21 protein-coding genes, 2 tRNA genes and 1 pseudogene are annotated in these 23,149 nt (G+C 67.5%); 14 read left to right on the forward strand and 10 right to left on the reverse strand.

All coding sequences use genetic code 11. From position 1 onward, the window contains the following. On the reverse strand, window positions 1-1,051 hold a 1,051-nt coding region (locus GJ629_RS01435; RefSeq protein ID WP_370515746.1), incomplete at its 3' end, for a YihY/virulence factor BrkB family protein. Window positions 1,052-1,138: 87 nt separating this feature from the next. Here GJ629_RS01435 and GJ629_RS01440 point away from each other — a divergent pair. Beyond that, on the forward strand, window positions 1,139-1,522 hold the full coding sequence (locus GJ629_RS01440) for a hypothetical protein (RefSeq protein ID WP_157511418.1): 384 nt from the start codon (window positions 1,139-1,141) through the stop codon (window positions 1,520-1,522). On the opposite strand, the pseudogene GJ629_RS17790 reads toward GJ629_RS01440, so the two are convergent. After that, a pseudogene (locus tag GJ629_RS17790) lies at window positions 1,519-2,708 on the reverse strand (methyltransferase). The gene GJ629_RS01440 and the pseudogene GJ629_RS17790 overlap by 4 nt on opposite strands. A gap of 60 nt (window positions 2,709-2,768) precedes the next feature. Here GJ629_RS17790 and GJ629_RS01450 point away from each other — a divergent pair. Then, window positions 2,769-3,107: a hypothetical protein gene (locus tag GJ629_RS01450; protein WP_370515747.1), complete on the forward strand. Its 339-nt coding sequence runs from the start codon at window positions 2,769-2,771 to the stop codon at window positions 3,105-3,107. Here GJ629_RS01450 and GJ629_RS01455 read toward each other — a convergent pair. Beyond that, window positions 3,100-4,968, reverse strand: a complete 1,869-nt coding sequence (locus GJ629_RS01455) for a PAS domain-containing sensor histidine kinase (protein ID WP_157511420.1) — start codon at window positions 4,966-4,968, stop codon at window positions 3,100-3,102. The two genes, GJ629_RS01450 and GJ629_RS01455, sit on opposite strands and share 8 nt — an antisense overlap. Before the next feature lie 100 nt (window positions 4,969-5,068). Here GJ629_RS01455 and GJ629_RS01460 point away from each other — a divergent pair, with 100 nt between their 5' ends. Together GJ629_RS01460 and GJ629_RS01465 are read left to right on the forward strand one after the other, a co-directional pair. After that, the gene (locus GJ629_RS01460; RefSeq protein WP_157511421.1) at window positions 5,069-6,532 is read left to right on the forward strand and encodes an MATE family efflux transporter; all 1,464 of its coding nucleotides are present in this window, start codon (window positions 5,069-5,071) and stop codon (window positions 6,530-6,532) included. Between the two features lie 39 nt (window positions 6,533-6,571). Next, complete coding sequence (locus GJ629_RS01465) at window positions 6,572-7,531, forward strand: FAD-dependent oxidoreductase (RefSeq protein ID WP_157511422.1); 960 nt, start codon at window positions 6,572-6,574, stop codon at window positions 7,529-7,531. A 244-nt stretch (window positions 7,532-7,775) separates the two neighbouring features. Here the strand turns inward: GJ629_RS01465 and GJ629_RS01470 are convergent, their stop codons facing one another. From GJ629_RS01470 to GJ629_RS01490, 4 genes are all read right to left on the reverse strand, one after another. Next, on the reverse strand, window positions 7,776-8,306 hold the full coding sequence (locus GJ629_RS01470; RefSeq protein ID WP_157511423.1) for a hypothetical protein: 531 nt from the start codon (window positions 8,304-8,306) through the stop codon (window positions 7,776-7,778). Window positions 8,307-8,318: 12 nt separating this feature from the next. Further along, window positions 8,319-8,903: a helix-turn-helix domain-containing protein gene (locus tag GJ629_RS01475; RefSeq protein ID WP_197428372.1), complete on the reverse strand. Its 585-nt coding sequence runs from the start codon at window positions 8,901-8,903 to the stop codon at window positions 8,319-8,321. A 100-nt stretch (window positions 8,904-9,003) separates the two neighbouring features. Beyond that, window positions 9,004-10,080 carry a hypothetical protein gene (locus GJ629_RS15950; RefSeq protein ID WP_231754425.1) on the reverse strand — a complete coding sequence of 359 codons (1,077 nt, stop codon included), beginning with the start codon at window positions 10,078-10,080 and terminating at the stop codon, window positions 9,004-9,006. Window positions 10,081-10,454: 374 nt separating this feature from the next. Continuing rightward, window positions 10,455-10,560: transfer RNA gene (locus GJ629_RS01490), tRNA-Ile, on the reverse strand. Window positions 10,561-10,648: 88 nt separating this feature from the next. Here GJ629_RS01490 and GJ629_RS01495 point away from each other — a divergent pair. Continuing rightward, on the forward strand, window positions 10,649-11,353 hold the full coding sequence (locus GJ629_RS01495; protein WP_157511425.1) for a 5-formyltetrahydrofolate cyclo-ligase: 705 nt from the start codon (window positions 10,649-10,651) through the stop codon (window positions 11,351-11,353). A 310-nt stretch (window positions 11,354-11,663) separates the two neighbouring features. Here GJ629_RS01495 and GJ629_RS01500 read toward each other — a convergent pair whose 3' ends face one another. Both GJ629_RS01500 and GJ629_RS01505 read right to left on the reverse strand, forming a co-directional pair. After that, the gene (locus GJ629_RS01500; protein ID WP_157511426.1) at window positions 11,664-12,716 is read right to left on the reverse strand and encodes an LEA type 2 family protein; all 1,053 of its coding nucleotides are present in this window, start codon (window positions 12,714-12,716) and stop codon (window positions 11,664-11,666) included. Window positions 12,717-12,719: 3 nt separating this feature from the next. Next, the gene (locus GJ629_RS01505; protein ID WP_157511427.1) at window positions 12,720-14,261 is read right to left on the reverse strand and encodes an alkaline phosphatase family protein; all 1,542 of its coding nucleotides are present in this window, start codon (window positions 14,259-14,261) and stop codon (window positions 12,720-12,722) included. 92 nt (window positions 14,262-14,353) lie between these two features. Here GJ629_RS01505 and GJ629_RS01510 point away from each other — a divergent pair, with 92 nt between their 5' ends. The 8 genes from GJ629_RS01510 to GJ629_RS01545 all read left to right on the forward strand — a co-directional run bounded on the left by GJ629_RS01510 (window position 14,354) and on the right by GJ629_RS01545 (window position 21,896). After that, window positions 14,354-15,295 (forward strand): glycosyltransferase family 39 protein, encoded by a 942-nt coding sequence (locus tag GJ629_RS01510; RefSeq protein ID WP_157511428.1) that lies wholly within the window; start codon window positions 14,354-14,356, stop codon window positions 15,293-15,295. Next, window positions 15,292-15,552 carry a hypothetical protein gene (locus tag GJ629_RS01515; protein ID WP_157511429.1) on the forward strand — a complete coding sequence of 87 codons (261 nt, stop codon included), beginning with the start codon at window positions 15,292-15,294 and terminating at the stop codon, window positions 15,550-15,552. Before GJ629_RS01510 ends, GJ629_RS01515 begins: the two co-directional genes overlap by 4 nt. A 27-nt stretch (window positions 15,553-15,579) precedes the next feature. Beyond that, complete coding sequence (locus GJ629_RS01520; protein WP_157511430.1) at window positions 15,580-16,686, forward strand: sulfatase-like hydrolase/transferase; 1,107 nt, start codon at window positions 15,580-15,582, stop codon at window positions 16,684-16,686. A 50-nt stretch (window positions 16,687-16,736) separates the two neighbouring features. Next, entirely contained in the window at window positions 16,737-17,585 is an 849-nt protein-coding gene (locus GJ629_RS01525) for a polysaccharide deacetylase family protein (RefSeq protein WP_157511431.1), read from the forward strand. Continuing rightward, window positions 17,582-18,616, forward strand: coding sequence for a lysylphosphatidylglycerol synthase transmembrane domain-containing protein (locus GJ629_RS01530; RefSeq protein ID WP_157511432.1), 1,035 nt, complete (start codon window positions 17,582-17,584; stop codon window positions 18,614-18,616). Before GJ629_RS01525 ends, GJ629_RS01530 begins: the two co-directional genes overlap by 4 nt. A gap of 77 nt (window positions 18,617-18,693) precedes the next feature. Continuing rightward, window positions 18,694-19,758 carry a glycosyltransferase family 2 protein gene (locus tag GJ629_RS01535; RefSeq protein ID WP_157511433.1) on the forward strand — a complete coding sequence of 355 codons (1,065 nt, stop codon included), beginning with the start codon at window positions 18,694-18,696 and terminating at the stop codon, window positions 19,756-19,758. 12 nt (window positions 19,759-19,770) lie between these two features. Next, window positions 19,771-21,546, forward strand: coding sequence for a glycosyltransferase family 39 protein (locus GJ629_RS01540; RefSeq protein ID WP_157511434.1), 1,776 nt, complete (start codon window positions 19,771-19,773; stop codon window positions 21,544-21,546). Continuing rightward, complete coding sequence (locus GJ629_RS01545; protein WP_157511435.1) at window positions 21,486-21,896, forward strand: hypothetical protein; 411 nt, start codon at window positions 21,486-21,488, stop codon at window positions 21,894-21,896. The genes GJ629_RS01540 and GJ629_RS01545 overlap by 61 nt, the downstream gene beginning before the upstream one ends. A 533-nt stretch (window positions 21,897-22,429) precedes the next feature. On the opposite strand, the gene GJ629_RS01550 is transcribed toward GJ629_RS01545, so the two are convergent. After that, window positions 22,430-22,503, reverse strand: a tRNA-Val gene (locus GJ629_RS01550). An 84-nt stretch (window positions 22,504-22,587) separates the two neighbouring features. On the opposite strand from GJ629_RS01550, the gene GJ629_RS01555 reads away from it, so the two are divergent. Next, window positions 22,588-23,103, forward strand: a complete 516-nt coding sequence (locus GJ629_RS01555) for a DUF192 domain-containing protein (protein WP_157511436.1) — start codon at window positions 22,588-22,590, stop codon at window positions 23,101-23,103. The last annotated feature ends 46 nt before the right edge of the window (window positions 23,104-23,149 follow it).

The following is a 23,149-nucleotide window of genomic DNA, read 5'->3' on the forward strand; positions in this document are numbered from 1 at the left end:
CCGACTGCTTCGTGTCGGCCGGAGACGATGCCCCGCCCGACTGCTTCGTGTCGGCCGGAGACGATGCCCCGTCCGGCTGATCGTTGCCGGCCGGAGACGATGCCCCGCCCGACTGCTCCGTGTCGGTCGGCGGCGACGCCCCGCCCGATTCGCTCGCCTCTCCGGAGCGGTCGTCCTCGGTCGGATCGCCGTCCCGGCCATCCGCGCCCTCGGTCATAAGTCGTTGTCCGGGAACTTGGGGCGGTCCCTGTTGTAGTTGCCGGTCTGTGTCGCTCCCGAGGTCGTCGCTCAGGACGCCGTTGAGGACCGCGCCGAGCAACAGGAGGATGCCACCGACGTAGAACCACGTCACCAACAGGAGGACGGCCCCGACGACGCCGTAGACGGAGACCCCGGCAGTGGCGGCGTACATCCGGAACGCTGTCCCCAGCACCGTCCAGCCGACGGCCGCGAACGCCGCCCCCGGAAGCGCCGCCCGCGGCGTCATCGCCACGTCCGGGAAGATGTAGTACAGCGGCCAGAACGCGCCCGTGAGGACGACGACGAGCGCCCCAGGGCCGAGCAATCCGACGAATCTGAGCCCCGCCACGTCGGCGGCGACACCGACGGCGACGACCGCGGCGATGGCGAGGCCGACGGCCCCCAGCGCGATCACGGCGTTGCGTAACTGTCCGAGGAAGGTCTTCTCGCTCCCGGTGCCGTACACCATCGAGAACGCGATGTCCAGCCCACGGAACAGCTTCAGCCCGCTCCAGAGCAACACCACGAGGCCGGCGACCGTCGCGCCGCCGCGGCCCGCCGGCCCGACGAGCGCTCCCCGGACGACGTCCTGCCCGCTGGGCGAGAGCACGCCGCCCAGTCCCTCGACGACGGCGAGCGCGAACGACTCGCCGCCGACGGCCGTGGCGACGGCGAGGCTCAACAGCAACAGCGGCAACAGCGACACGAACGCGTAGTAGGCGATACCGGCGGCCAGCATCGTCAGCGGCGAGTCCTGTACTGCCGAGACGAGCGCCCGCGCGACCGCCCGCGAGGACCGTTGGTGGCTCACGCTCGCCTCTGGGTCCAGACGGGACATAAACAACCGGGGCGTACCGGAACCGAAACCGCCTTGCGGGACCCCGGCACACCACTGCCTATGGACGAACGGCTCGACCGGCTCTCCCGTCAGTTCACGTCGGTCACACTCGCCGCCGCCGCGGTGCTGATCATTTCCGCGTTCGCCGGGTTCGGCCCCTCTCTCTTCCTCGGCGTCGCCGCGGCCGGCGTCGCCGCCGCGCTGTATCTCGCCCGTGACCCCGTCCGCGAGCGCACCGCCCTGGAACCGGTCGCGGTCCACGCCCCGACGCTGTGGGTCGGCCCCGCCTTCGCGGCCGTCGTCGCCGTCGTCGTCGGGCCGCTCACCCCCGCGGAACTCCAGACCGTCGGCGCGGTGATCGGACTGGTCGGGATGGCCAACTACCTGCTCCGACCGCTGTATCTCTTCGTCGTCGCGCTGCTCGAACGCGCCGTCGCCGCCTAGTCTTCGACCGCCGCCGCTATCTCGGTTACGTCCGCCGGCGTCTTGAACGTCGTCCCGCCGTAGTGGGTCCGAGAGGCCTCGTGACCGGCGTCCCGCAACTGCTCCAGAAAGTCGTCCATCGCTATCGCGCTCGTCCCCCAGCGCTTGGTGAGTCGATGCTGGTCGTAGTGGGTCGGCGTCGCCAGTTCGGCGTCGAGGGTGGCAAGCAGTTCGCGTGCTTTCTCCGCGGTCCCCATCGTCCCGTCCAGTTTCCCCGCGACCGCCTCGAGGAACGCGCCGTCGGCGGTCGGGCCGAGCCACACCGGTCCCGCCGGCTGGAGGTGCTGGCCGCAGTTCGGACACTCCGCGGGCGGGTTCGCCACGAGGCCGGCATCGTGCTCGCGGTAGAGACACTCCTGACAGTGATACAGATACCCGAGCGAGTCCAGCATCTCGTCGCGACGCTCGCGCCGCCCTCGACGAGCAGGTACGTCCGGACGTAGTGTTTCGTGGCGTGTGTCAACACGGGTCGGAGCCCGCGGTCGTGGCGCGCGCCGGCCCGGACCAGCGAACTCAGCAGGACGCGGACGCCCATCTCGGCGTGGTACTCGGTGTTTCGCGGGACAGCGCCGTAGTGGCGGACGCCGCTCTCGAAGTGGGCGCCACACAGCGGCGCGGTGTCGGTCGCGGTGACACAGAGGAGGTGCCGGGCGCTGCGGACCGCCGCGTCGGCGAACGGCGTCGGCGTCCCGAACGGGTCCAGGTCGACGACGTCGAAGCGTCGCTCGGACATCAGGGCGCTGGCGTCCCGGTGGTACACCTCGCCGTCGACGTCGTTGCGCGCCAGATTCTCCCGGCAGAGGGCCACCGCGTCGGGGTCGACGTCACAGAGCGTCGCGTCGAAGCCGTCGGCGGCGGCCCGGACGCCACGGACGCCGCTTGCGGCCGTCGCGTCGAGGTAGCTCTCCGCGTCGTCCCGTTCGCGGGCCACCCGCAACGCGGCGACGGTCAGGTCGCGGTTCAGCTCCTGTACGGGGTTGAAAAAGACCCCCTCGCCGACGCCGTCCTCGGGTTGTTCGGGCACGTCGAGTTCGACGCCGCCCTCCGTCACGCGCATACCTGTTCTCGCTTGCTGGGCCCCAAAGCCGTTGTGTTCCGACTCGGGGCTTTCATACTGTTCCAAACAGCCCTGCCGGCGACAGCTCATCTGAACAGTACTCCGACTCGCCACCGAAGCGTTTTGTCGGGGCCGTCCCTACCGGCGGCCGTGACAGAGTGGCGGGCGGCCCTCGAAGACGCCGACGAACTCACCCCCGAGGTAGTCGAGACGCTGACCGACGTCCACGGCTCCCGGGGGGTCCGGGCCGTCGAGGCCGTCGCCGAGGGACGGGTCAAACAGTACAACGACTTCACGGTCGTCGTCGGCCACGAGGAGGAGTACATCGTCGAGGACGAGGGCTGTACCTGCAAGGACGCCGAGTACAACCTCGACGCCGAGGACCCCGACCAGTTGTGCTGGCACGCGCTCGCGGTGGCCGTCGCCGTCGCCATCGACGCCGTCGACGACCACGATATGTTCTACGCCGAGGTCCGGGAGTTCATCTGACGCGCTTGAGATCGACGTTCCCGAAGACGAACCGGGTCCCTCCGCCGTCGCCGTCGACGTCGACCGTCCAGCCGTGGGCGTCGGCGATGACTGCCACGAGGTAGACGCTGTCGCCCTCGCTGACCTCGACGTCGGAGTGGGTCGGTTCCAACAGCGTCGCGTACTGGTCTTCCGGGATGGCCTCGCCGTCGTCGGCGACGTAGAAGCCGTCGTCGGTCGTTCCGACGGTGACCGTCTCGCTTGCGCCGCCGTCGACCGCGGTCCGGAACAGCGTCTCGAACACCTCCAGCAGGCCGTCCCGGTCGGCGCTGACGATGCCGTCGTCCGCGACGGTCAGCGTCGCCGCGCCGCCGTCGACAGTCGCCCACGCCTCCTCCGCGAGTCCCGACAGCGCGACGTTGCTCGTCGCGTTGCTCACCGTCCCCGTCCGGGCGAGGGTCAGCAACTGCGTGACCAGTCGGTTCATCCGGCCCAGCGTCTCGACGACGTCGTCGACGGCCTCGATGTCGTCCTGTGCGCGGGCGCGCTCGGCGGTCCCCAGCGCGACCTGCAGGCGGTTGCGGAGTTCGTGTGAGCCAAGCAGCGCGAACTCCTCCAGCCGGTCGGCCTGTGCCTCCAAGCGGGCCTGCTGTTCGGCCCGGTCCAGCGCCGCCTCGACGTTCGACGCGAGGACGTGCGCCAGTTCGACGGTGAACGGGGACAGCGACTCCTCGCCGGCGTCGAGGGTGAACACGCCGTGGTCGCCCAGCGGTATCCGGAGGCCGCTGACGCTGTCGACGCCCTCCGGGAGCGACAGCGCGTCGTGGTCGTGGCGGTCGGTCGCCACCGCGACCACCTCGCCGGTCGCCGTCCGGTAGTGTGAGGTCCCCGCCTCGGCGACGGACGCGCCGACGTCCCTCTGCCACTCCGGCCACTCGTCGTCGCTCGCGGCGACCTCCCGCAACTCGCCGCTCTCGCGGTCGAACAGGTCGATCCGCGCCTGTGGCAACACGTCGAACTCGGTCGCTATCTCGACGGCCGTCTCCCCGACCGTCTCCCGGTCGGTGGCCCTGACCAACCGTCGGCTGGCGTCGTGCAGCGTCGCCATCATCCGCTCGCGCCGCTTGATGGGCGTCACGTCCCGCACGTCGCCGACGACGCCGACCGGATTCCCGTCCGCGTCGTACCGGGGCACCTTCGTCGTCGAGGTGAACCGCTCCTCGCCGTCGATGTGGACGCGGTCGATGCGGTTCTCGATGCGCTCGCCCCGGGCCATCAGCGCCTGCTCCTCCTCGAAGAACGACGACGCCGCCTCGGCGTCGAACAACTCGAAGTCGGTCAGCCCGACGGCCATACGCCGATCCATCTCCAGGTCCCGGTACCCGTCGTAGGAGTACGCCGTCGCGTCCAGAAATCGGCCGTCGCGGTCCTTGACGTAGATGGAGCCGGGGTAGTGATCCAGCAGCGACGCGTACCGCTGTTCGGCCGGTTCGTCCTCCAGCACGCCCGCGAGATGCCGCACCCGATTGGCGAGTAGTCCGTCTCGCTCGGGCGGGACACAGATGACCGTCCCCGCGCCGGCCGCAAGCAGTTCGACGACCCGGTCACGGTCCGCCCCGGCCGCGTAGACGCCGACCGGCGCGTCCGTCCGTTCCAGTGCGTCGGCCAGCAGTCTCTCGCCGTCCGGCCCACCCTCGTCGCTCGCTGGGGCGTCGGGGACGAGGACGCAGGCGACCGACGGACAGTCCGCTATCGCGGCGACGCTGTCTAGCGTCCGCACGTCCGCTATCCCGCCGCGGGTGAGTGCGTCGACGACGTCTCCCAGTCGCCCGTCGGGGTCGACGACGGCTACCGTCCCCGGGACGGATTGGGCCTCGCTCATATCTCTTCACCCCGCTACAGGTCACCGGGGACAATAAGCCTCCCGTGCGGTTCTCAGCGGAGACGAAAGGCACGTCACTCCCGAGTCCGTTGTCAGACCGATGGGGTTCCGCGCATCGGTCCGGGCCGCGATGGACCGGTTCCCGGCCGCGCTCGCTCGTCTCGGGCTTGTCGACCGCCAGCGGGCGACCGAGGCCCAGACGCTCGCCGCGCCGGTGATGGTCACCGGCGGCCTCCGGGTGCTCCTCCGGATGGCCGACTTCCTGATGGTGGGTATCGCTTTGGGCGACGCCGCAATCGCCGGCCTCGAACTCGGGTTTCAGTACTACTTCGTCGGCTTCGGGCTCTCGCTTGCGGTCACCAGCGGGACCATCAGCGTCGTCTCCCGGCTGAAGGGGGCGGGCGAGGACCGACGGGCCGACCTCGCCGTCACCCAGTCGCTGTGGCTCTCGCTGGTCCTTTCGGTCCCGCTGACGGCTGCCTCGTGGGTGTTTGCCGACCAGATGGTCGCCGTCCTGACCGACGACCCGCGGGCCATCGAACTCGGCGGGGCCTACCTGCGGGTCGTGATGCTGTCGCTCGCCTTCCGGTTTTTCAGCATGATCGCCGCGCGGGCGCTGGCCGGCAGCGCCGACACCAAGACCCCGATGTACGTCCGGTTGCTCACTCTCCCGACGAACGTCGTCCTCAACGCCGTGCTCATCTTCGGCCTCGGACCGTTCCCCCGCCTCGGTATCGTCGGCGCGGCGCTGGGGACCGCCGCCGCCAACGTCCTCGCCGCTGGCGTCTTCTTCGCCCTGCTGGTCTCGGGGAACTACGCCGTCCAGTTGCGGCTCTCGCGGCCGCTGTTCGACCGCGGGCTGTCGACCGAAATCGTCCGCGTCGCGTCGCCGCTGGCGGGGATGCGCCTGCTCCAGACGTTCGGCCGCTTCCCGTTCCTCTTTGTCCTCGGCGTGCTGGGGACGCCGGCCGTCGCCGCCTACGCCATCGGCCGGCGGGTGATGCTGCTCGCGCTGATGCCCGCGTGGGGGTACTCGACGGCCGCCAGCACACTCGTCGGCCAGCGGTTGGGCGCCGGCGACCCCGACGGCGCGGCCGACTACGGCTGGCAGACGCTGCGTATCGCCCTGGTCACACAGCTTCTGATCGGTGTCGTCCTCGTCGTGTTCGCCCGCCCTATCGCCGCGCTGTTCGGCACCGACCACGTCTCGTTGACGGTGACGTTCATCCGGGTGTTCGGCCTCGCTATCGCCGGGTTCTCCGTCTCCCGGACGATGCGTGGGAGTCTCCGCGGCGCTGGCGACACGCGCTGGCCCCTCTACGGCACCCTTGTCGCTACCTACCTCGTTCGCCTCCCCATCGCGGCGCTGGCGCTGCCGGCCGGCTACGCCGCCACCGTCGCCGGTCTCTCGATACCGCTCGGGTTGGGGCTCGGCCTCCCGGCCATCTACCTCGCGTTGCTCGGGGACTTCTACGTCAAGGCCGCCGTCAACACCGGCCGCTTCCGGTCGGGCCGCTGGCGGTCCGTCGCCCGCGACGCCGGCGTCGGGTCCTCCGGAGATTGACTCCGCAAACTGTTTCAATATTTAGGCTGACCTAAGAATATGTCTAACGAGACGACGCCGGACGGCGACGGGCCGTCGACAGCACCCGACTCGGCGCTTCAGGACCCCGACGTGGTGGTCGTCGGCGGCGGCCCCGCGGGCGCGTCGGCGGCGGTGTTCACGGCCCGTTACGGCCTCGAAACGATCGTGTTCGACCGCGGTACCGCCGCGCTCCCCCGGTGTGCCTACCTCGAGAACTACCCCGGCTTCCCCGCCGGTATCCCCGTCGCGGACTTCCGGTCGCTGTTGGCCGCTCACGTCGACGAGGCCGGGGGGACCCGCCGCGAGGAACGGGTCGAGTCCGTCGCCCGAACCGACGACGGTGCCTTCCGCGTCGCCACTGACGAGGGGACCACCGTCGAGACGCCGGCCGTCGTCGCCGCCGCGTGGTACGACGGTTCGTACCTCCGAGACCTCGAAGAGCCGTCGATGTTCACCACCGACGACCACCACGGAGAGACAATCGAGCGGTTCGACCCCGACTACGCCGACGCCGACGGCCGGACGCCACTCGAGGGCCTCTACGTCGCCTCGCCGGCAGGGGCCCGGAGCGCTCAGGCCGTCGTCGCCGCCGGCAACGGTGCCCACGTCGCCCGGTCGCTGATCGAGGACCGCCGCCGCGAGGAGGGGTTCGCCGGCGACGTGGCTCCCGAGTTCGACTGGCTGCGCTCTACTGGGGAGTTCTCCGGCGAGTGGGCCGACCGCGACCGATGGCGCGAGTACGCCGAGAACGAACTCCCCGAGGACCTCCCGGCGGACCGCCGCGCCGAACTCCGCGACCGGGCCGTCGACCGTGCGTTCGACACCCGCGTCTCAGACAGCGAGGCCGCGGCCCGCGCCGACCACGGCCGCGAACGCCTGCTCGACGTACTCGGCCACGATGCAGTCCTCGACGCCATCCCCGAGGAGAAAATCCGCGCGTACCTCGATTCGGAGCAGACTGTCGAGAGCGACCGCTAAGGCGTGGCTCTCGGCACCCACCTCGCAGTGAAGAAGTGGGCCCTGCCGGATTGTGAACCTCGCCGTCGGCTCGCGTTGCTCGCCGCCGTCTGGTTCAAATCCTCTGGCAGCATAATTCGCTCCTCACGTCTGTTCGTCGCAGAATTATGGGCCCTGCCGGGAAGCATCCGCAGTATGCATCGCTATGAGCTAGCTATTCAGTAGCGTTTCAGACGCTGAGACGGATCATCTGTCGAGAATAGATTCAGGTAATTTCCTCGATCAACTCGAACCCGTCTTTCAGCTCGATTCGATCATCGAACCCGCTTCTCGAAAGCGCGGAGATTACTCCCTCACCAGCGTCAATATCGGTCGTCACGATATACGCGAAGTCAGCGTCACCCGCATCGAGACGTTCCGCTGCAACGGCCCCGAGAGCGGTGTCGGCCCTCTCGATCTGATCCTCCCGCCGATTCGACGACTGTGCGATGAACGTCCGGACATCGTCCATCACTCTCGACACGATGCTATTCGCGTAATCCGGTTCGTCGGCGACGGTCGCCCAGCCTGCGTCGATCGCACTGTTGATCGGGGTTTGCCCCGGCGTACTCCGGTCGGGAGCGCCTCCGAGTTCCTCGTAGACGCGCTGTGGAATCACGAACGAGAGATCGTTGCGCCGGGCGAACTGCTCCAGCGCGGTGTACTTGTTGTTCTGTTGGCGACCACAGGCGACGAACAGCCCCGTATCTGCAACCCAGACGGCGTCCTCTCGCGTCGGATCGAATGACTCACTCATCGTTGCGCCCGATCAGTCCTCTGTCTCGAGCGGCAGTTCACGGGCACTCCGAACGTCCTCGAAGTACGGATCGACCGACTTCGTGTCGAGTACGACCTCCCGGAGGGCCTGCAAGACAGCGATCGCGAAGGCGTGCTGGAGATCGAGTTCCCGGGCAGCCACCCGCTCCGACATCTCACCCTCGGCGTAGGGGATCGCATACGTCAGCGCGGCCGCGAGTTTCCCTAGACCGTGCTTTTCGAGCAAGAGGTCGAGATCCTGATCCCGGGGAGAGCGTCCGAACGCTTCGACGAGGGTGGGCGTGACTGTGTATTCGTTCCCATCTAGGTTCGCGGTAAGCGTGATCGGAACTGCCGAGTACGTGTGCGTCTTCTGCGCTTCGTCCCGCGTCAGCACCCCCAGTTCGACGAGCGTGCCCGTATCCGAGTACGCGGTCGTCCGCGGCATCTCCAGCGCATCAACGATATCGTCGATGGTGACTTCCCCTCCGCGGAGGACGAACGTGTAGAGTCGCGCCAGTCGTGGCTCCTCCAGGAGCTGGGCGACTGACAGGAGGCCGTTGACGGCGCGCTCGGGATCTCCGGCGGCTTTCGACATACAATTCATAATTCGCGTATTGGATAATAACGCTTTGGAATGTTCGTTTCGATGACCGGGAATCCAGATCGGACCCGCTTGTCCGCCGTAATGCCATCTGTCAGGAGAGGTGCTCCCACACAGTCGTTGGGTCGGTCTCGTTCAGTTCGGCGTTTGTCTTCATCTTGCGGAGTTCGGTGATACAGCGCTCGGCGACCAGCGGATACACGTCGGCGGGCGTGAGCGAGACGTCGAGACGCATTAGTTCCGACCAGTTCTCGGCCCATATGTCCTCGACAACGCGAGGATACAGGTCGTCGTTCAGATGGAGGCCGAATTCACGACCGTCTTCGAGGACCATCGTCCGGATCTGTTTGCGGATTCGCGCTGGCGTGCAGAAGCACGCGACCACGTACTCCGCCCCCGATTCGGCGTCTTCGGGCTGACGACCGAACTGGTCGCGGTTCAACTCCTCGAACCCCTCACGGACGAGCTTGACTCGATGAGCGTGAGCGTCGCTCCTCGCGACCACTCCTTCCACCGTGACGTCAGGCGCCAGCGACGAAGACGGGAACGTGTAGGCTGCCGGGTCGAACCCACCACTGGGTGTTTCGAGAACCGTCGCAGAGACGAACGAGAGCTCGGTCGGGGCGGTCTCGATCCGGATCCGTTCGAAACAGTCCCAGGCCGCCTCCGTCGGGAGAAAGCCCTCGAACGTCTCGTCGTAGGGGTTTCCGGGAGGCGTCATTGTCTCGATCTCGGTGTACGGTAGGATGTCGAATCCGACGAGTGCTGGCAGGTCACGCTCGGTGTAGCCGTAGTCCAGCGTCGAGTAGACGAGATTTTCGGCGTAGACGACCAGTGGTGAGTCGTATTCCGTATGCAGGCTTCGAAGTGCCGCGGTATCGACGCTCTCGCGTAGACAGCGAACCGCGCGGTGGAGGGCACCGTCGATGTCTTCGAGGTCGTCTCGGTGACTGCCTCTGATGGCTCTGCGAGTTCCGAAGACGAGGCTGTCGTCGCCGGCCGCCGCGGATTCGACTCGCTCCGGATAGCGTTCCGAAAATCGCTCGTCGTACAGTGTGAACCGAAAGCTACTTCCGTCGAACTTCTCGACGAGCGTGAGGTCTTCGCCCTCGAAGAATGATTCCGGAACGCTCGGATGATCGTATCGTGGTATCTTCGGATACACCTTCACGAGTTCTCACCACGGGATCGAACCGTCGTCTATGATCCCGTACGTTGGCTTCCACGAAGAATGACGAAAAGGTATGGGGACCTCCAGTCGTGCTACCAGTCCCCAATAGGCCGTTCAGTCACGGCGTGAATCGCATACCACAGATTCGAGGAAGGCAGTATCGCATAGCGGGAAGAACTGGATCTGAAGCCATCGCCGCTGGGCTCAGGGTGTCGCTTTGTCCGACCGGATCGCGAACGAGTAGTCGGCTGTTCGTCGCAGAATCATGGGCCCTGCCGGATTTGAACCGTCTGCGGACTCACTACGTTCGTCCGCTGGGGTTCAAACCGGCAGGTATCTGACTCACACGCGACGCAGTTGCGTCGCGGTTCGTATGGGCCCTGCCGGATTTGAACCAGCGCTCAATCGGTATCCCATACCGTCCGACGAACGGACCGGTATTATGAGCCGATCGCTTTAACCAGACTAAGCTAAGGGCCCTTCGCCTCTCCCTTTTCCACCGATAGACTAAACTGTACCGTCTTCGCCCGACCGCTACTCTCTCGTCGGTCCCGTTCCATCTCCCGATATGACCAAACAGCCCATCCGCGAACGCATCTGGGACGACTTAGAGGACAGCGGCGTCGCGCGCTTCCCGTTCCCGCCCCACGGCCGCATCCCGAACTTCGAGGACGCCGCGGCGGCCGCCGACCGCCTGACCGACACCGACGCGTGGGCGAGCGCCGACACCCTCAAAGCCAACCCCGACGCCCCGCAACTCCCCGTCCGCCGGGCGGCGCTCCGGGCCGGCAAGACCCTCTATATGGCTGTCCCGCGCCTGCGCGAGGAGAAGTGTTTCCTCCGGCTCGACCCCGCCGAAATCGACGATATCGACCACGCGACGACCGTCGGCGGGTCATCGGAGGTGGGCGTCCCGGTCGGTCCCGAGTCGATGCCCGAGATAGACCTCGTCGTCAGTGGGAGCGTCGCCGTCGACGAATCGGGGGGTCGCATCGGGAAAGGCGAGGGATACAGCGATCTGGAGTTCGCGGTCTTGGGCGGATTCGACCTCGTGGACGACGGCACACAGACGGCGACGACTGTCCACGAACGGCAGGTGCTGGACGAGCGAATCGCGACCGACGACCACGATGTCCCGATGGATCTGGTCGTCACGCCCGACCGGACAATCGAGACGAGCGCGGGCGCGAAACCGTCGGGTATCGACTGGGACGCGATAGACGCCGACCGCCGCGCGGAGATTCCGATTCTGGACCGACTGGCCCCGGAGTGAGGGCTCGCTTCAGGGCGGGACACAGTTGTCGACGTAGCCGTCTCCGTTCGTGTACACCAGAGTCATTATATGCACCGCGACCGTACCGGATATTTGGGATAGATGAAGCGAAAGAATAGACGCTCTCTACTACTCCTTGCCGCGTACCTCGTGACAGTCGCAGTCTCTCTCCCGTTGGTGTCGGGTAGAAACGAACACCTGCTCTTGGTCGCCCTCAGTACTATTACGTTCCTCGGGGGGCTCTACATCTCGATACAGGCCGACGAACACTCAGGACAGTCGCCCTCCCTACACTGACCCGGGTAGCCACTTACTCCGGGGTGACGCTGTCCGGTTGGGCGCAGTCGGTCGCGGTCTCTTGGTCGTCGACCATGATGGCCGTCTGGAACTCGCAGGTGTACCCCGGGCCGTCCAGTCGCGGCAGGCGGAACGTCTCGCCGCCCGTCTCGAAGACGAGTTGGACGCGGGTCTCGACGGTGGTCCGCTCGTCGTTGCGGACGTGGCTCCGGAACCAGTCGTCGACGTTCGAGTTGTTCATCCGTACCGTGAACGTCACCGACTGGGTCTCGTTGGGGGCGATGACCGCGCTCCGCTCCGTATCGGTCGTCTCGAAGCGGTCGCCCTCGGCCTCGAACAGCGTGACGTCGTTCATCCCGATTTCCATCCCGAGGCCCTCGGGAACGGCCGGCACCGGCGCGACGCTGCCTGGGTTGTGGATCCGGTAGTGGAAGTTCACGGTGGTCGTCTCGTCGGTGACCCGGCCCCAACTGGCCCACCCGCGGCGGACCTCGTAGCCCAGCGTCTCCTCGCGCAGGCCCGTGTCGACCGTCCGGGTGTAGTTGCCCTCGGCCTCGGCGGCCGACTGCGAGAGCGCGTCGATGACGGGCGTCGAGTTGGCCAGCATCGTCCGGTTCTGGGTCGGGAGGTCCGCGACGACGGTCCCGTCGTCGATGTCGGCCGTCGACTCCGCCCGGAGGTGGACCGTCTCGTTGTCCTCGACGAAGGCGACCCACCACGGCGCGATGGCGTCGTTCCGGACGTACGTCGAGATATCGACGGTTGTGTTGCCCGCGGGGATGTCGACGCCGCGCTTTTCGCCCTCGGCGAGTCCGACGCCGTTGAGATAGAGGCCGTACTCGACCCCGACGGAGTTACGGAGGGTGATCCCGAACGGGTTGGGGTTGTCGACCCAGACGGTGGTGACGACTTCGGTCTCGTTCTCGGTGACGGTCCCCCAGTCGCCGTGGTCGATTAGTCCCGCCGAGGGTGCCCCGAGGACGCCGGTGGCGAACGCGGCGGCGACGAGGCCGACGACGACAAGCAGACCGACGGCCCCTATCGCGGCCTTCCTGCGGACGCCCATCGTCTACTCCATGTAACCCAGTTGCTTCAGGCGCTCGGACACTTCCTCGCCGGCGTCGTCGGTCCGCGCGGCGTCGACGAGAGGGTCCCGTTCGCCCACGTCCGGGTCCTCGACGAAGACGTCCAGTACCTCCCCGCGCATGTCTGTCGGGACGTCACACCCGAGGCTCGCCAGCACCGTCGGCGCGATGTCGAGGATGGAGATTCGGTCTATCTCCCCCCGCTGCTGGAAGTCCGGACCGCTCGCGACGAAGATGCCGGTGTTGGTGTTCTCGGCGGCCCAGCGGGCGGGTTCGGTCGTTATCTCGCCGCCGCCCATCCCGTCGTTGACGTGGACGCCGGGGCGTTGCTCGACGACGACTTCCGGCGCCTCCTCGACGTAGGGGCCGTTGTAGATGTCCTCGCCGCGGTAGACCTCGGTGAAGATGGGGCCGTGTTCGTCCTCGACCTCGCGGAGGTCGGCCATCAACTGCTCGCGGACCGCCTCGACGTCGAAGTCGTGGTTGAGGTAGATCGGTCCCTGCGAGGAGGCGACGGCCTTCGTCTTCGGCAGGTCGATGGCCTCCAGTTTTCGGCCCCGCTTGACGCCGGCCTCTTGGGGCACCATCTGCTGGATCCGCTCGGGGACGACCGTCGCAAGCAGGTCGACCATCCCGAGGCGCTTGGCGACGGCGAGGGCGTTCTCCCGGGTCAGCCCGACCGTCTGGAAGTAGTCCTCGGCCGTCGTCGTCCGGGTCTGGTAGCCGTTTTCGGCCAGCCACTCGTTGACGTAGAACTCCGTCTGGGTGGCGGCGCTGCCGTGGTCGGACATCAACACGAGGTTGAGGTCCTCCCGGTCGGCGAGGCGACCGACCCACTCGTCGACCAGTTCCCACCCGCGCTTGGTCGGTTCGGCGTCCCAGAAGAAGTGATGGAGGACGTTCAAATAAAAGAGGGTGAGGTGGACGAAATCCAGATCACGCTCGTCCATCAGGGCGACGGCGGCCTCGAAGCGCGCCTCGAAGACGTCGAGGATGGCCTCGACTTCCGCGCCGGTCTCGTCGTTGCTCGACAGCAACGGGTCGGGATGGACTCGGTAAGAAAAGCGCGACTCCAGTTCCGCTTCCAACTCGGCGGGGGCGGTGTACCCCTGCTCCAGCGAGCGGTACTCACCCTCGACGGCGTCGGGGCCGCCCGAGACCATCAGGTCCTCGATGTCCCGCGGGGGGTACGTCGAGGGCATGTTGATAACGCCGGCGGTCTGGCCGTCGTCGTTGAGGTAGTCCCACAGTTCGGGCGTGTCGAAGTCGCTGCCGTTGCAGACGCTGATCTCGCCCGCTTCGAGGTCGACCTTCTCGAACCAGAAGACGCCGAAGCCGCCGGGGTCCTTCCCGGAGGCGTAGCACTTCCAGTTGGGGAAGGTGACCGGCGGGAGACAGCTCCGACTCGGTGCGTAGGTGCCCGACTCGCGGAGGGCCGCGATGTTCGGGAGGTCGCCGGCCTCGATCCACGGGTCAAGCAGCCGCCAGCTAGCCCCGTCGAGGCCGAGTACGAACGTCTTGGTCATATCTATCCGTCCGTCACTGTCGCATATGTGCTTTTATATCGGTTCGGGGGAGAACAGAACGCTCATAATCCGGCCGTCCGGGACATCACAGTATGAGTACATATCGTCGCCGGTTCGAGGGGGTCACCGGCGGGTATCTCCGGCCGGAACACGTCGCCATCTTCCTGGCGGCCGTGCTGGCCCGGGGGCTGTGGTGGCTGCAGGTGGGAACGATATTCGGCGGTGACGCTCCGCGGTACATCAACTGGTGTACCGAGTTCTCTCTGGGGACGCTGTTCGGGACCCGCGCTATCGTCTACTCGGGGTACTGGCTGCCGTACTGTGGCTGGCTCAACCTCTCGGGCGGCTGGATAGACGGTTGGATCGGCGTCCAACTCCTGCTGTCGGCGCTGACCTGCGTCGTCGTCTACGAGACGGGCCGGTACCTGCTGGGGAACACGGCCGGACTGGTCGCCGGCGGCCTGTTCGTTCTCCAGTGGCAGGTGTTCCGGTGGTTCGTCCGCCCCCAATCGGAATTTATGATGGCGTTCGTCTTCGCCGTCGCGATGTGGCGGCTCGTCCACTACCACACGACGCCGACGACTCGGAATCGGCTCCTCGCGCTCGCGTCGCTGGGCCTCGTCGCCATCGTCCGCCCCAACGGCCTGCCGATCGTCTTCGGCTACCTCGTCTGGGACTTCTTCCCGGAGGACAGCGCCCGCCGCCTCGGACTCTTTTTCTCCTCGAAGGTCAACCTCGCCATCGCCGGCGTCATCGTCTCGGGCATCGCCTACCGGCTGTACTTCGGGTGGTCCCGCGGCTCCGGCTCTATCCTCGTCCACTGGCGCGACGGCATCATCGTCACGCCCGAGCGGGTCGTCTACGAGTACACGCCCGCCGCCGCCGACTCGATACTGGAGTTTTTTCGTCGTCAACCTCCCGCACGTCCTCGTCATCGTCTTCCTCCGGGCCGTGTGGTTCTTCTCACCGGTGTTCCCGACGTGGTCGACCGGGCACATGATCCAGACCGGGCTCACGCTGACGCCGCTTTTTGATCGGTGCCGCGCTGGGCATCTACACCGCCGCGAGACACGACCGCGACCTGCTGATCCTCTGGGGGACGCCCCTCGTGATGATGGTCGTCACCGCGATGGGGACGTGGGTCGCGGGGTGGCGCAACTTCCTCGGCCCGGCGGCCGTCGTCTACGCGCTGTTTACCGGGTACTACGTCGCGCGACTCGACCCCCTCCCGCTCGGGAACCCGCTGGATCGGTTCCGCTCGGACCCGGTGAGTGACGATTCACAAGCCTGATAATCCGAGTCGGTGATGGACCACTCAATGGACGACATCATCTTCGTCACCGCCGACTCCGTGCGGTACGACTATATCGACGCTATGGAGTACCTCTCGTCGTTCGACGTCCTCGAGGGCGTGACGGCGGCCCACTACACGCGGCCGAGCCTCGCCAGCATCCACGCCTCGACGTTCAGTTCGGTGCTGACCGGCCACGTCGAACAGCCCACTCTCGCCCAGTCGCTGTCCGAGGCCGGCTACACCACGCTGGGGCTCTCGCCCAACCCCAACACCGACGCAGCCTTCGGGTTCGCCGACGGCTTCGACCGCTACGACAGCTTCATCGAACCCGGCAACCGCGGCTCCAGCCTCCGGCAGTACCTCGCGAAGTTCGACCTCCTGCGCCGTGTCTACTACAAGTTCTACCCGCCACACGCAAAGAGCGAGGACCGCCCGACCGACCGCGAAGTCGTCGAGCAGGCCATCGAGTGGTTCAACGAGGCCGAGTCCCCGCGATTCCTCTGGATCCACCTTATGGAGACCCACCGCCCCTACGGCGCCGGCGACGACGCCATCTCGAAGGAACTCGACCAGAAGGCCTTCTTCAAACCGACCAAGCTCACCGACGCCGAGCGCGAGGAGATAGAGACGAAGTACCGGGACTCGCTGGCCCGGGCCGACGAGAACGTCCGATACCTCCGCGAACAGGTCGACAGCGACCCGGCGCTGGTGTTCACCGCCGACCACGGCGAGGGCTTCGGCGACGAGGGCTACTACTTCCACCAGCCCCAACTCCGCCGCGTCGACGACTGCCTCATCGACGTGCCCGTCATCTTCGACGGCATCGACGTCGAGGAGGGGCCGCTGAGTCTGCTGGACCTCACGCCGACGATGGCCGCCCACGGCGGCGGCACCGTCGAGGACCGGTGGCTCGGCAACAATCTCTTGGAGGAGACCACCGACACGGCCGTCACCGTCGCGCCGTGGCACGAGCAGGCCACCGTCGCGTGGCAGGACTTCGAGAACAAACTGATCAGCCACGACGCCGACGTCACCTTCGAAGGGAGCGACACCTCGACCGACGCCGCCGACGAGGAGGAGGTCCCCGAGGACCTCAAAGAGACGATGCGGGACCTCGGCTATCTGAAGTAGGTCGGCCGACAAACACACGACACAAGTAGGCCGACGCGGTACCCCGAGGTATGCCATCGGTCCCGGCGGTGCTCTCGGTCGATCTGGAGTACTTCCAGCACACGCCCGCCTACCGGAGCGCCGCGGGGACCACCGACCGCCCGACTGTCGGCCGCGAGGCCGTCGACGACATCCTCGACGCTCTCGACTCCGCCGACGCCGACGCCACCTTCTTCACCGTCTCGGAGATACTCGACTCGACGCCCGACGCCGTCGACGCCGTCGCCGACGCCGGCCACGAGATAGGTTCTCACACCCACTCACACCACCACCTCTCGGAGCTGTCGGCCGACCGCCGGCGCGAGGAACTGGCGACCTCCCGGGAGCGACTCGAAGCCGCGACCGGCCAGTCAGTCGACGGCTTTCGCGCGCCGTCGTTCGACATCGCCGACGACCACTTCGGGACGCTCGCGGCGACGGGCTACGCCTACGACTCCAGCATCGTCCCGTGTCGGTCGATTCCGGGGTGGTACGGCGGGGAGTACGACCTCAAGCGGCCGGCGGCCGCGACGGCCGTCGACCCCGACGCGCCGCCGACCCTCGCCGAACTCCCGGTCGCCGTGATGCCCGGTCTGGGTCTGCCGCTGACGGGCACGTGGATCCGGTTTTTCGGCGTCTCCTACACCATCCTCGGGATGCGTCTGCTCGCCCGCCGTGGCATCCCGCCGGTGCTGTACATCCACCCGTGGGAACTGGCCGACCTGCCCGCCGTCGAGGGCGTTCCAAAGCGGGTGTACGTCCGGTCGGGTGCGTACATGCGGCGGGCGCTGCGGGCAATCCTCGAGCAGGACTTCGAGTTCGTCACCGCCCGGACAGTCGTCGCGGACCGGACGCTGTACGACGGAGGGCCGCCGCCGTGAACGACCGACTGAAACGCGCCGTCGTCCTCGGGGCACAGGCCGCGTTCGCGCTCGGGGCGCTGGCGTACGTCCTCGCCCAGATAGACCTCGAACGGGCGGGCCGGCAGTTGCTCACCGTCGATCCGCTCGTCGTCGCGGCCGTCCTCGCCGTGACCACGCTGGAGTTTGTCACTCGGTTCTCGATGTGGCACGCGCTGTTGTACGGCCTCGACCGCGTGGCCTTCCGGACGAGCGCGACGGTCGATCTGGTCATCAAGTTCGTCAACCACGTCCTCCCGTCGAAGGCCTCGGGGCACTCGGTCGCGCCGCTGGTCGTCCGCCACTACACGGGCGTCGACTGGACCGACGCCGTGACAGTGGCCGGCCTGAACACCGGGCTGTACGCGGCGCTGTACGGCGTCGTCTCGCTCGCCGGCCTCGTCCTGTTCGCCACGGCGCTCCCGGGCGGCATCGCCGTCGTCGTCGCCCTCTCGACGGCCGCCTACCTCGCCGCCGGCGTCCTCGTGTTGCTCGCCGGTCGCCGCCTCGAAGCGGCTGGTCGGCTGTTCGGCACGCTCGAAGGCCTCTTCTCCCGAGTCCCCCGAATCGGCGACCGACTGGCCGGACTGGTCGGGAAGCTCCCGACGTTCACCGCGGAGTCGGCGGCGACGTTCCGGGACCTCTCCTCCCGTCCCGCCGTCGTGCTCCCGTACGCCCTCGGCTGGGTCGGGACGCTGGCGCTCGCGCCGGGAATCAGGGTGTGGCTGTTGCTCGACGCCCTCGGCGGCGGATTCTCCCCGGCGCTTTTGTTGCCGGTCGCGCTCGTGACGGCCTACAGCGTGACGATACTGCCAGTCACGCCCGGGGGCGTCGGCGTCGCGGAGGCCTCGGCGACGCTCGTCCTCACCGCCCTCGGCGTCGCCCCGGAGGTGGCTGGCGTCGTCGTGTTGCTCGACCGAGCGTTCGGCGTCTACCTCCCGGCGCTGTTCGGGTGGGTGCCGTTCGCGAGCCTCGACCTCCCGGCGCTGCTCTCCCGTGAATCCGAGGGGTGAGGGCGGCTCCCGGTCGCGCGAGACGCAGTGTATCGCGGGGTTTATCTTTTGTGACGTGATACGTTCGGCACGAATCGATGACGGCAGCAGCGACCGTACTTCAGACGGGGGGACTCAACAGCCCGCAGTTGACGGCGATTCTCGTCGGCGTCGCCGCGCTCACGCTGTTGTGGGGACTCGAACGATACCGGACGACGTTCTCCCGGACGGAACTCGGTGTCGCCCTCGTCCTCGCCGCCGGCATCACCGTCCTCGCCGTCGCTCCGGACGTGTTCGCGGCCGTCGGTGACCTCCTCTCTATCGACCAGCGCCCGCTGGCCGTCGCGCTGGTCGCCAACGTCACCCTGACGGCCCTCGTGTTGTTGCTGTTCGCCAAGACCCGCGACAACCAACTCACCATCGCCGAACTGACCCGGAGCCTCACCGTCGAGCAGGCTCCCGAGGGCGAGGACATCGATGACCCGTCGCTGTTCGTCATCATCCCCGCGTACAACGAGGCGATGCAGGTCGCCGACGTCGTCGCCGAACTCCCGGAGACCATCGACAGCTACCACGTGACGCCGGTCGTCGTCTCCGACGGGTCGACCGACGGCACCGCCCGCGCGGCCGCCGAGACCCGCGCTATCGTCGTCGAACACCCGATCAATCAGGGTCAAGGCGGCGCGCTCCAGACCGGCTTCGACATCGCCAGCGAACACGGCGCGGACATCGTCGTCACGATGGACGCCGACGGCCAACACCCCGCCGAGCAACTGGGCGATATGATCGCTCCCATCGCCGACGACGAGGCCGACTACGTCGTCGGCTCCCGCTACATCGGCACCGACCGCTCGGGCAACGGCCTCACCCGCCAGTCCGGCATCCGCGTGTTCACCGCGCTCATCAACCTCGTCGCCAAGATGGACATCACCGACTGCACGAACGGCTACCGCGCCATCCGTGGGTCCTCGCTCCGGCAGTTGACCCTCACCGAGGAGCGCTTTTCGGCCCCCGAACTCCTGATCGAGGCCCGCAAGAAGGGGCTCCGCATCACCGAGGTTCCCGTCACCATCGAACAGCGCGAGACCGGCGAGACGAAAAAGCCCCAGTTGGGCTACGCCATCGGTCTCGCCCGGACGATATTCGTCACCTGGCTCAGATAACCCCTCCAAACCGTGATCCGCGAACCACTCGCCCGCGCTCGCCGACAGATCTTCGAGGACCTGCGGGAGGACCCGTACCTCCTGTACATCCTGCTGGCGGCGACCGTGCTGATGACCTTCTGGATCTGGCACCGCCTCCCGAACTTCGCGACCCGCGACGAGCGCTGGCGGGTCGTCGACTCGATGGAGATAGTCGCCTTCTGGATCGAGGATCCCACGACCACCGGTATCCGCGACGGCATCGACTTCTGGCGGCCCTACGGCGCGACGCTGTACCTCTACGGGCTCGTCACCGCACCGATCATCGCCTTCGCGGCGGTGACCAGTGGGATCGGCGTCTTCAGCGGCGCCCGCGGGATGCGCTTCGCTCCTGACCACTTCGCCCACTGGCAGGCCGTGCCCGGGTGGGTCTGGTTCAGCAGCGTCCTCGCGGCGCGGCTGGTCAACGCCGCCCTCGCCGTCGCCTCGGTGTACGTTGTCTACCGCATCGGAACGCTGATCCGCGACCGCGCGACCGGCCGCCTCGCCGCCGTGATGCTCTCGGTCACGTGGGCCGTCATCGTCCTCGCCCACGAGGCCGGCGAGGACATCCCCGCGATGTTCTGCTTTCTCGTCGTGGTGTATCTGGCGCTCCGGTACGTCCAGACCGGATCGCTGTGGACCTACCTGCAGGCCTGCGTGATCGGCGGCCTCGCCATCGCGTTCAAGATCAGCGCCGGCCTCGGCGCGGTGTTGCTCGGCGTCGCCTACCTCGTCCGGATGCGCCGGGAGTACCGCGACCCCGACCTCTCCGTCTCCGGTCGGCTCCCCGGCGTCCCCGAACTCCTCGCGCTCTCGGGGCTCGCCGTCGGCGTCCCCAAACTCCTCCTGCTCTCGGACATCGGCGTCGGCGTCCTCGGCCCCCTCTCGCCCGTCTTCGACGTCTGGGTCGGGACCGCGCTGTTGATCCTCGCCTTCGCCCTCCTGCTCCGGCGCCGGGCCGACGACCGCCTGCACTCGGGCGTCCCCGACTGGCTCCCGCTCTCGATACCGGCGATGGGGCCCCGACTTCGACGTGCGGTCGCGCTCGCCCGCCCCCGCCTGCTCGTTTTCGGCGCGACGACCGGGTTCGTCTTCGTCGTCCTCGGGTTCCCCCACACCTTCGCCGTCGGTCCGGAGATAATCGTCCAGCGGCTCACCCGCGGCGTCGGTACGAAGGGGAGCCAACACGGCTGGCTCGTCCGTCCCACGTCGTGGTGGATCGCCCGGAGCTACCTCAACGGCCTCGGCTGGCCGATGGCTGTCGCCACCGTCGGCGGCGTCCTCGCCACTATCCCGCGACTCCGCGAGCGCTCCTTCGAGAGCGAGGGCGTCACCCTCCTGCTGTCGGGCGTCCTCGTGATGGCCGCCATCGTCTCGGCGTGGACGTACGTCCGCACCCACCACATCCTGCTTTTGTTCCCGCTGGTCGTGTTGCTCACCGCCGTCGCCCTCCAGCGCCTCCGGGCCGCCCGCCCGCCGGTCGGCCGCGCCGTGATGGCCGTCCTGCTCGTTTCGACGGCCGTCTACGCCGGCGTCGGCACCTTCGCTACGCCACCCAACCCCGCGACCAGTCGGCCGCCTACCTCCAGTCGAACCTCGGCCCCAACGGCACCGTCGAGACCTACTCGTGGGACTCTCAGGAGGCCGGCGTCCCCCACGACGCGACCATCTACCGGCCGAGCTACCGCACCACCGGGATGGAGGATATGTCCCGTTCGCGGTGGCTCCAGAACGTCGAACGGCGCTGTCCCGACTACATCGCCCTGAACTACCAGCGGGCGTACATCTGGCTCGCGCCGGACAACCACAGCGACCTCTCCTCGCGCTGGACCGGCTACGGCGACGCCGCCTACGTCCACGACCTGCTCAGCGACGACGGCGAGTACCTCACCGAGAACGCTCCCTACCCCTACGAGGTGGCCGAGTCCTTCGGCCCGAAGCCGTTCTACATCCGCAACGGCGGCGAGCCAATCGACCAGACGTGGAACGCCGTCCGCGCCGGCATCTTCCCCCGGACCATCCAGTACGGCGACCCACAGGACTTCGGCGTCTACAACCACGTGACGGTCCTCGAACGCACCGGGGAGTGCTCCGTCGGGAACGAATCGTCCGAGTGAGACTGGGCGCTGTTTCCGCGGTCCGGCTGTACGCTTCGCTCGTCACGTCCGTTCACCGGAACGCTTCGCGTTCCGAGGTGTCGTTCGCGGTGCTCACGACACCGTCGCAGTCGGCGACAGAAGTGGGCCCGGGCGGAGTTGAACCGAGCGGAGACGGTCGCTCACTCCGTTCGCGCTGCGACTCCTCGGGTTCTCCCCGCCCGGCTGTACGCTTCACTCCTCACGTCCGTTCACCGGAACGCACGGCGTTCCGAGGTGTCACTCGCGTCGCTCACGACACCATCGTAGAAGCGATGGGCCCGAGCGGAGTTGAACCGAGCGGAGACGGTCGCTCACTCCGTTCGCGCTGCGACTCCTCGGGTTCGAACTCTTTGGTCCACACAGTCGCCGCTGGCTCCTCACTTCGTTCGTCGCAGTCGGCGACAGAAGTGGGCCCGAGCGGAGTTGAACCGCGTGAAGACTCGCCCCGCTCGTCTTCCCTGCTTCGAACTCTTCGGTCCCAGTACTCTCCTCGCGTCCGCTCGTCGAGAATATGGGCCCGGGCGGAGTTGAACCGCCGATTTCGGCCTTGTAAAGGCCGCGTCATAACCAACTAGACCACGGACCCGACACCAGAACCCTCGCCATCGTCGTGAATAACCCTTTCTGTCTCAGCCGAACGGTTTACCACCGCCGACCCCCTCCTCCCGGTATGGTCGACCGCGAGCGGGCTCTCACTGTCGTCTCGCTGGCTCTTATCGCCGCCGTCGCAGCCCTCTGGCTCACTAGCCCTACAGGCCCTCTCGCGGGCGTTTTCCATCCGCTCGACTACGAGGAGACGACCGTCACCCTCGCCGACGACAACGGCACCGAACTCGCGGCCGTCGACGTCCGCGTCGCCGAGAGCGACCGCGAACTGTACGTCGGCCTCAGCGAGACTGGCTCCCTCGATACCGGCGAGGGGATGCTGTTCGTCCACGACTCCCCCGGCGAGTACGGCTACGTGATGCGGAACATGTCCTTCCCGCTGGACATCCTCTTCGTCGCCGAGAACGGGACCATTACGACTGTCCACCACGCGCCGGTCCCGGGCGACAGTTCCAGCGACGACCTGCGGGAGTATCCCGGCGAGGGTCGATACGTCCTCGAAGTCCCCCGCGGGTACGCGAACGCGACGGGCGTCGGCGTCGGCGACCGCGTCGGGATTCCCGACTCTGTGACCAGTTAGCGTGGCCCCGACGGCCTTTTTGTTCCGCGCGCCCTGTTCCGTGTGT

It is taken from the genome of Halapricum sp. CBA1109 (genome assembly GCF_009741825.1).
GTDB lineage: Archaea > Halobacteriota > Halobacteria > Halobacteriales > Haloarculaceae > Halapricum.

Excerpts from the sequence above, each read along its gene's own strand:
- GJ629_RS01505 (WP_157511427.1), bottom strand. The coding sequence starts at position 14,261 with ATGACCAAGACGTTCGTACTCGGCCTCGACGGGGCTAGCTGGCGGCTG.
- GJ629_RS01520 (WP_157511430.1), top strand. The coding sequence starts at position 15,580 with ATGGACGACATCATCTTCGTCACCGCCGACTCCGTGCGGTACGACTAT.
- GJ629_RS01460 (WP_157511421.1), top strand. The coding sequence starts at position 5,069 with ATGGGGTTCCGCGCATCGGTCCGGGCCGCGATGGACCGGTTCCCGGCC.
- GJ629_RS01440 (WP_157511418.1), top strand. The coding sequence starts at position 1,139 with ATGGACGAACGGCTCGACCGGCTCTCCCGTCAGTTCACGTCGGTCACA.
- GJ629_RS01535 (WP_157511433.1), top strand. The coding sequence starts at position 18,694 with ATGACGGCAGCAGCGACCGTACTTCAGACGGGGGGACTCAACAGCCCG.
- GJ629_RS01525 (WP_157511431.1), top strand. The coding sequence starts at position 16,737 with ATGCCATCGGTCCCGGCGGTGCTCTCGGTCGATCTGGAGTACTTCCAG.
- GJ629_RS01545 (WP_157511435.1), top strand. The coding sequence starts at position 21,486 with ATGTCCCGTTCGCGGTGGCTCCAGAACGTCGAACGGCGCTGTCCCGAC.
- GJ629_RS01455 (WP_157511420.1), bottom strand. The coding sequence starts at position 4,968 with ATGAGCGAGGCCCAATCCGTCCCGGGGACGGTAGCCGTCGTCGACCCC.
- GJ629_RS01510 (WP_157511428.1), top strand. The coding sequence starts at position 14,354 with ATGAGTACATATCGTCGCCGGTTCGAGGGGGTCACCGGCGGGTATCTC.
- GJ629_RS01500 (WP_157511426.1), bottom strand. The coding sequence starts at position 12,716 with ATGGGCGTCCGCAGGAAGGCCGCGATAGGGGCCGTCGGTCTGCTTGTC.
- GJ629_RS01475 (WP_197428372.1), bottom strand. The coding sequence starts at position 8,903 with ATGTCGAAAGCCGCCGGAGATCCCGAGCGCGCCGTCAACGGCCTCCTG.
- GJ629_RS01495 (WP_157511425.1), top strand. The coding sequence starts at position 10,649 with ATGACCAAACAGCCCATCCGCGAACGCATCTGGGACGACTTAGAGGAC.
- GJ629_RS01555 (WP_157511436.1), top strand. The coding sequence starts at position 22,588 with ATGGTCGACCGCGAGCGGGCTCTCACTGTCGTCTCGCTGGCTCTTATC.
- GJ629_RS01465 (WP_157511422.1), top strand. The coding sequence starts at position 6,572 with ATGTCTAACGAGACGACGCCGGACGGCGACGGGCCGTCGACAGCACCC.
- GJ629_RS01470 (WP_157511423.1), bottom strand. The coding sequence starts at position 8,306 with ATGAGTGAGTCATTCGATCCGACGCGAGAGGACGCCGTCTGGGTTGCA.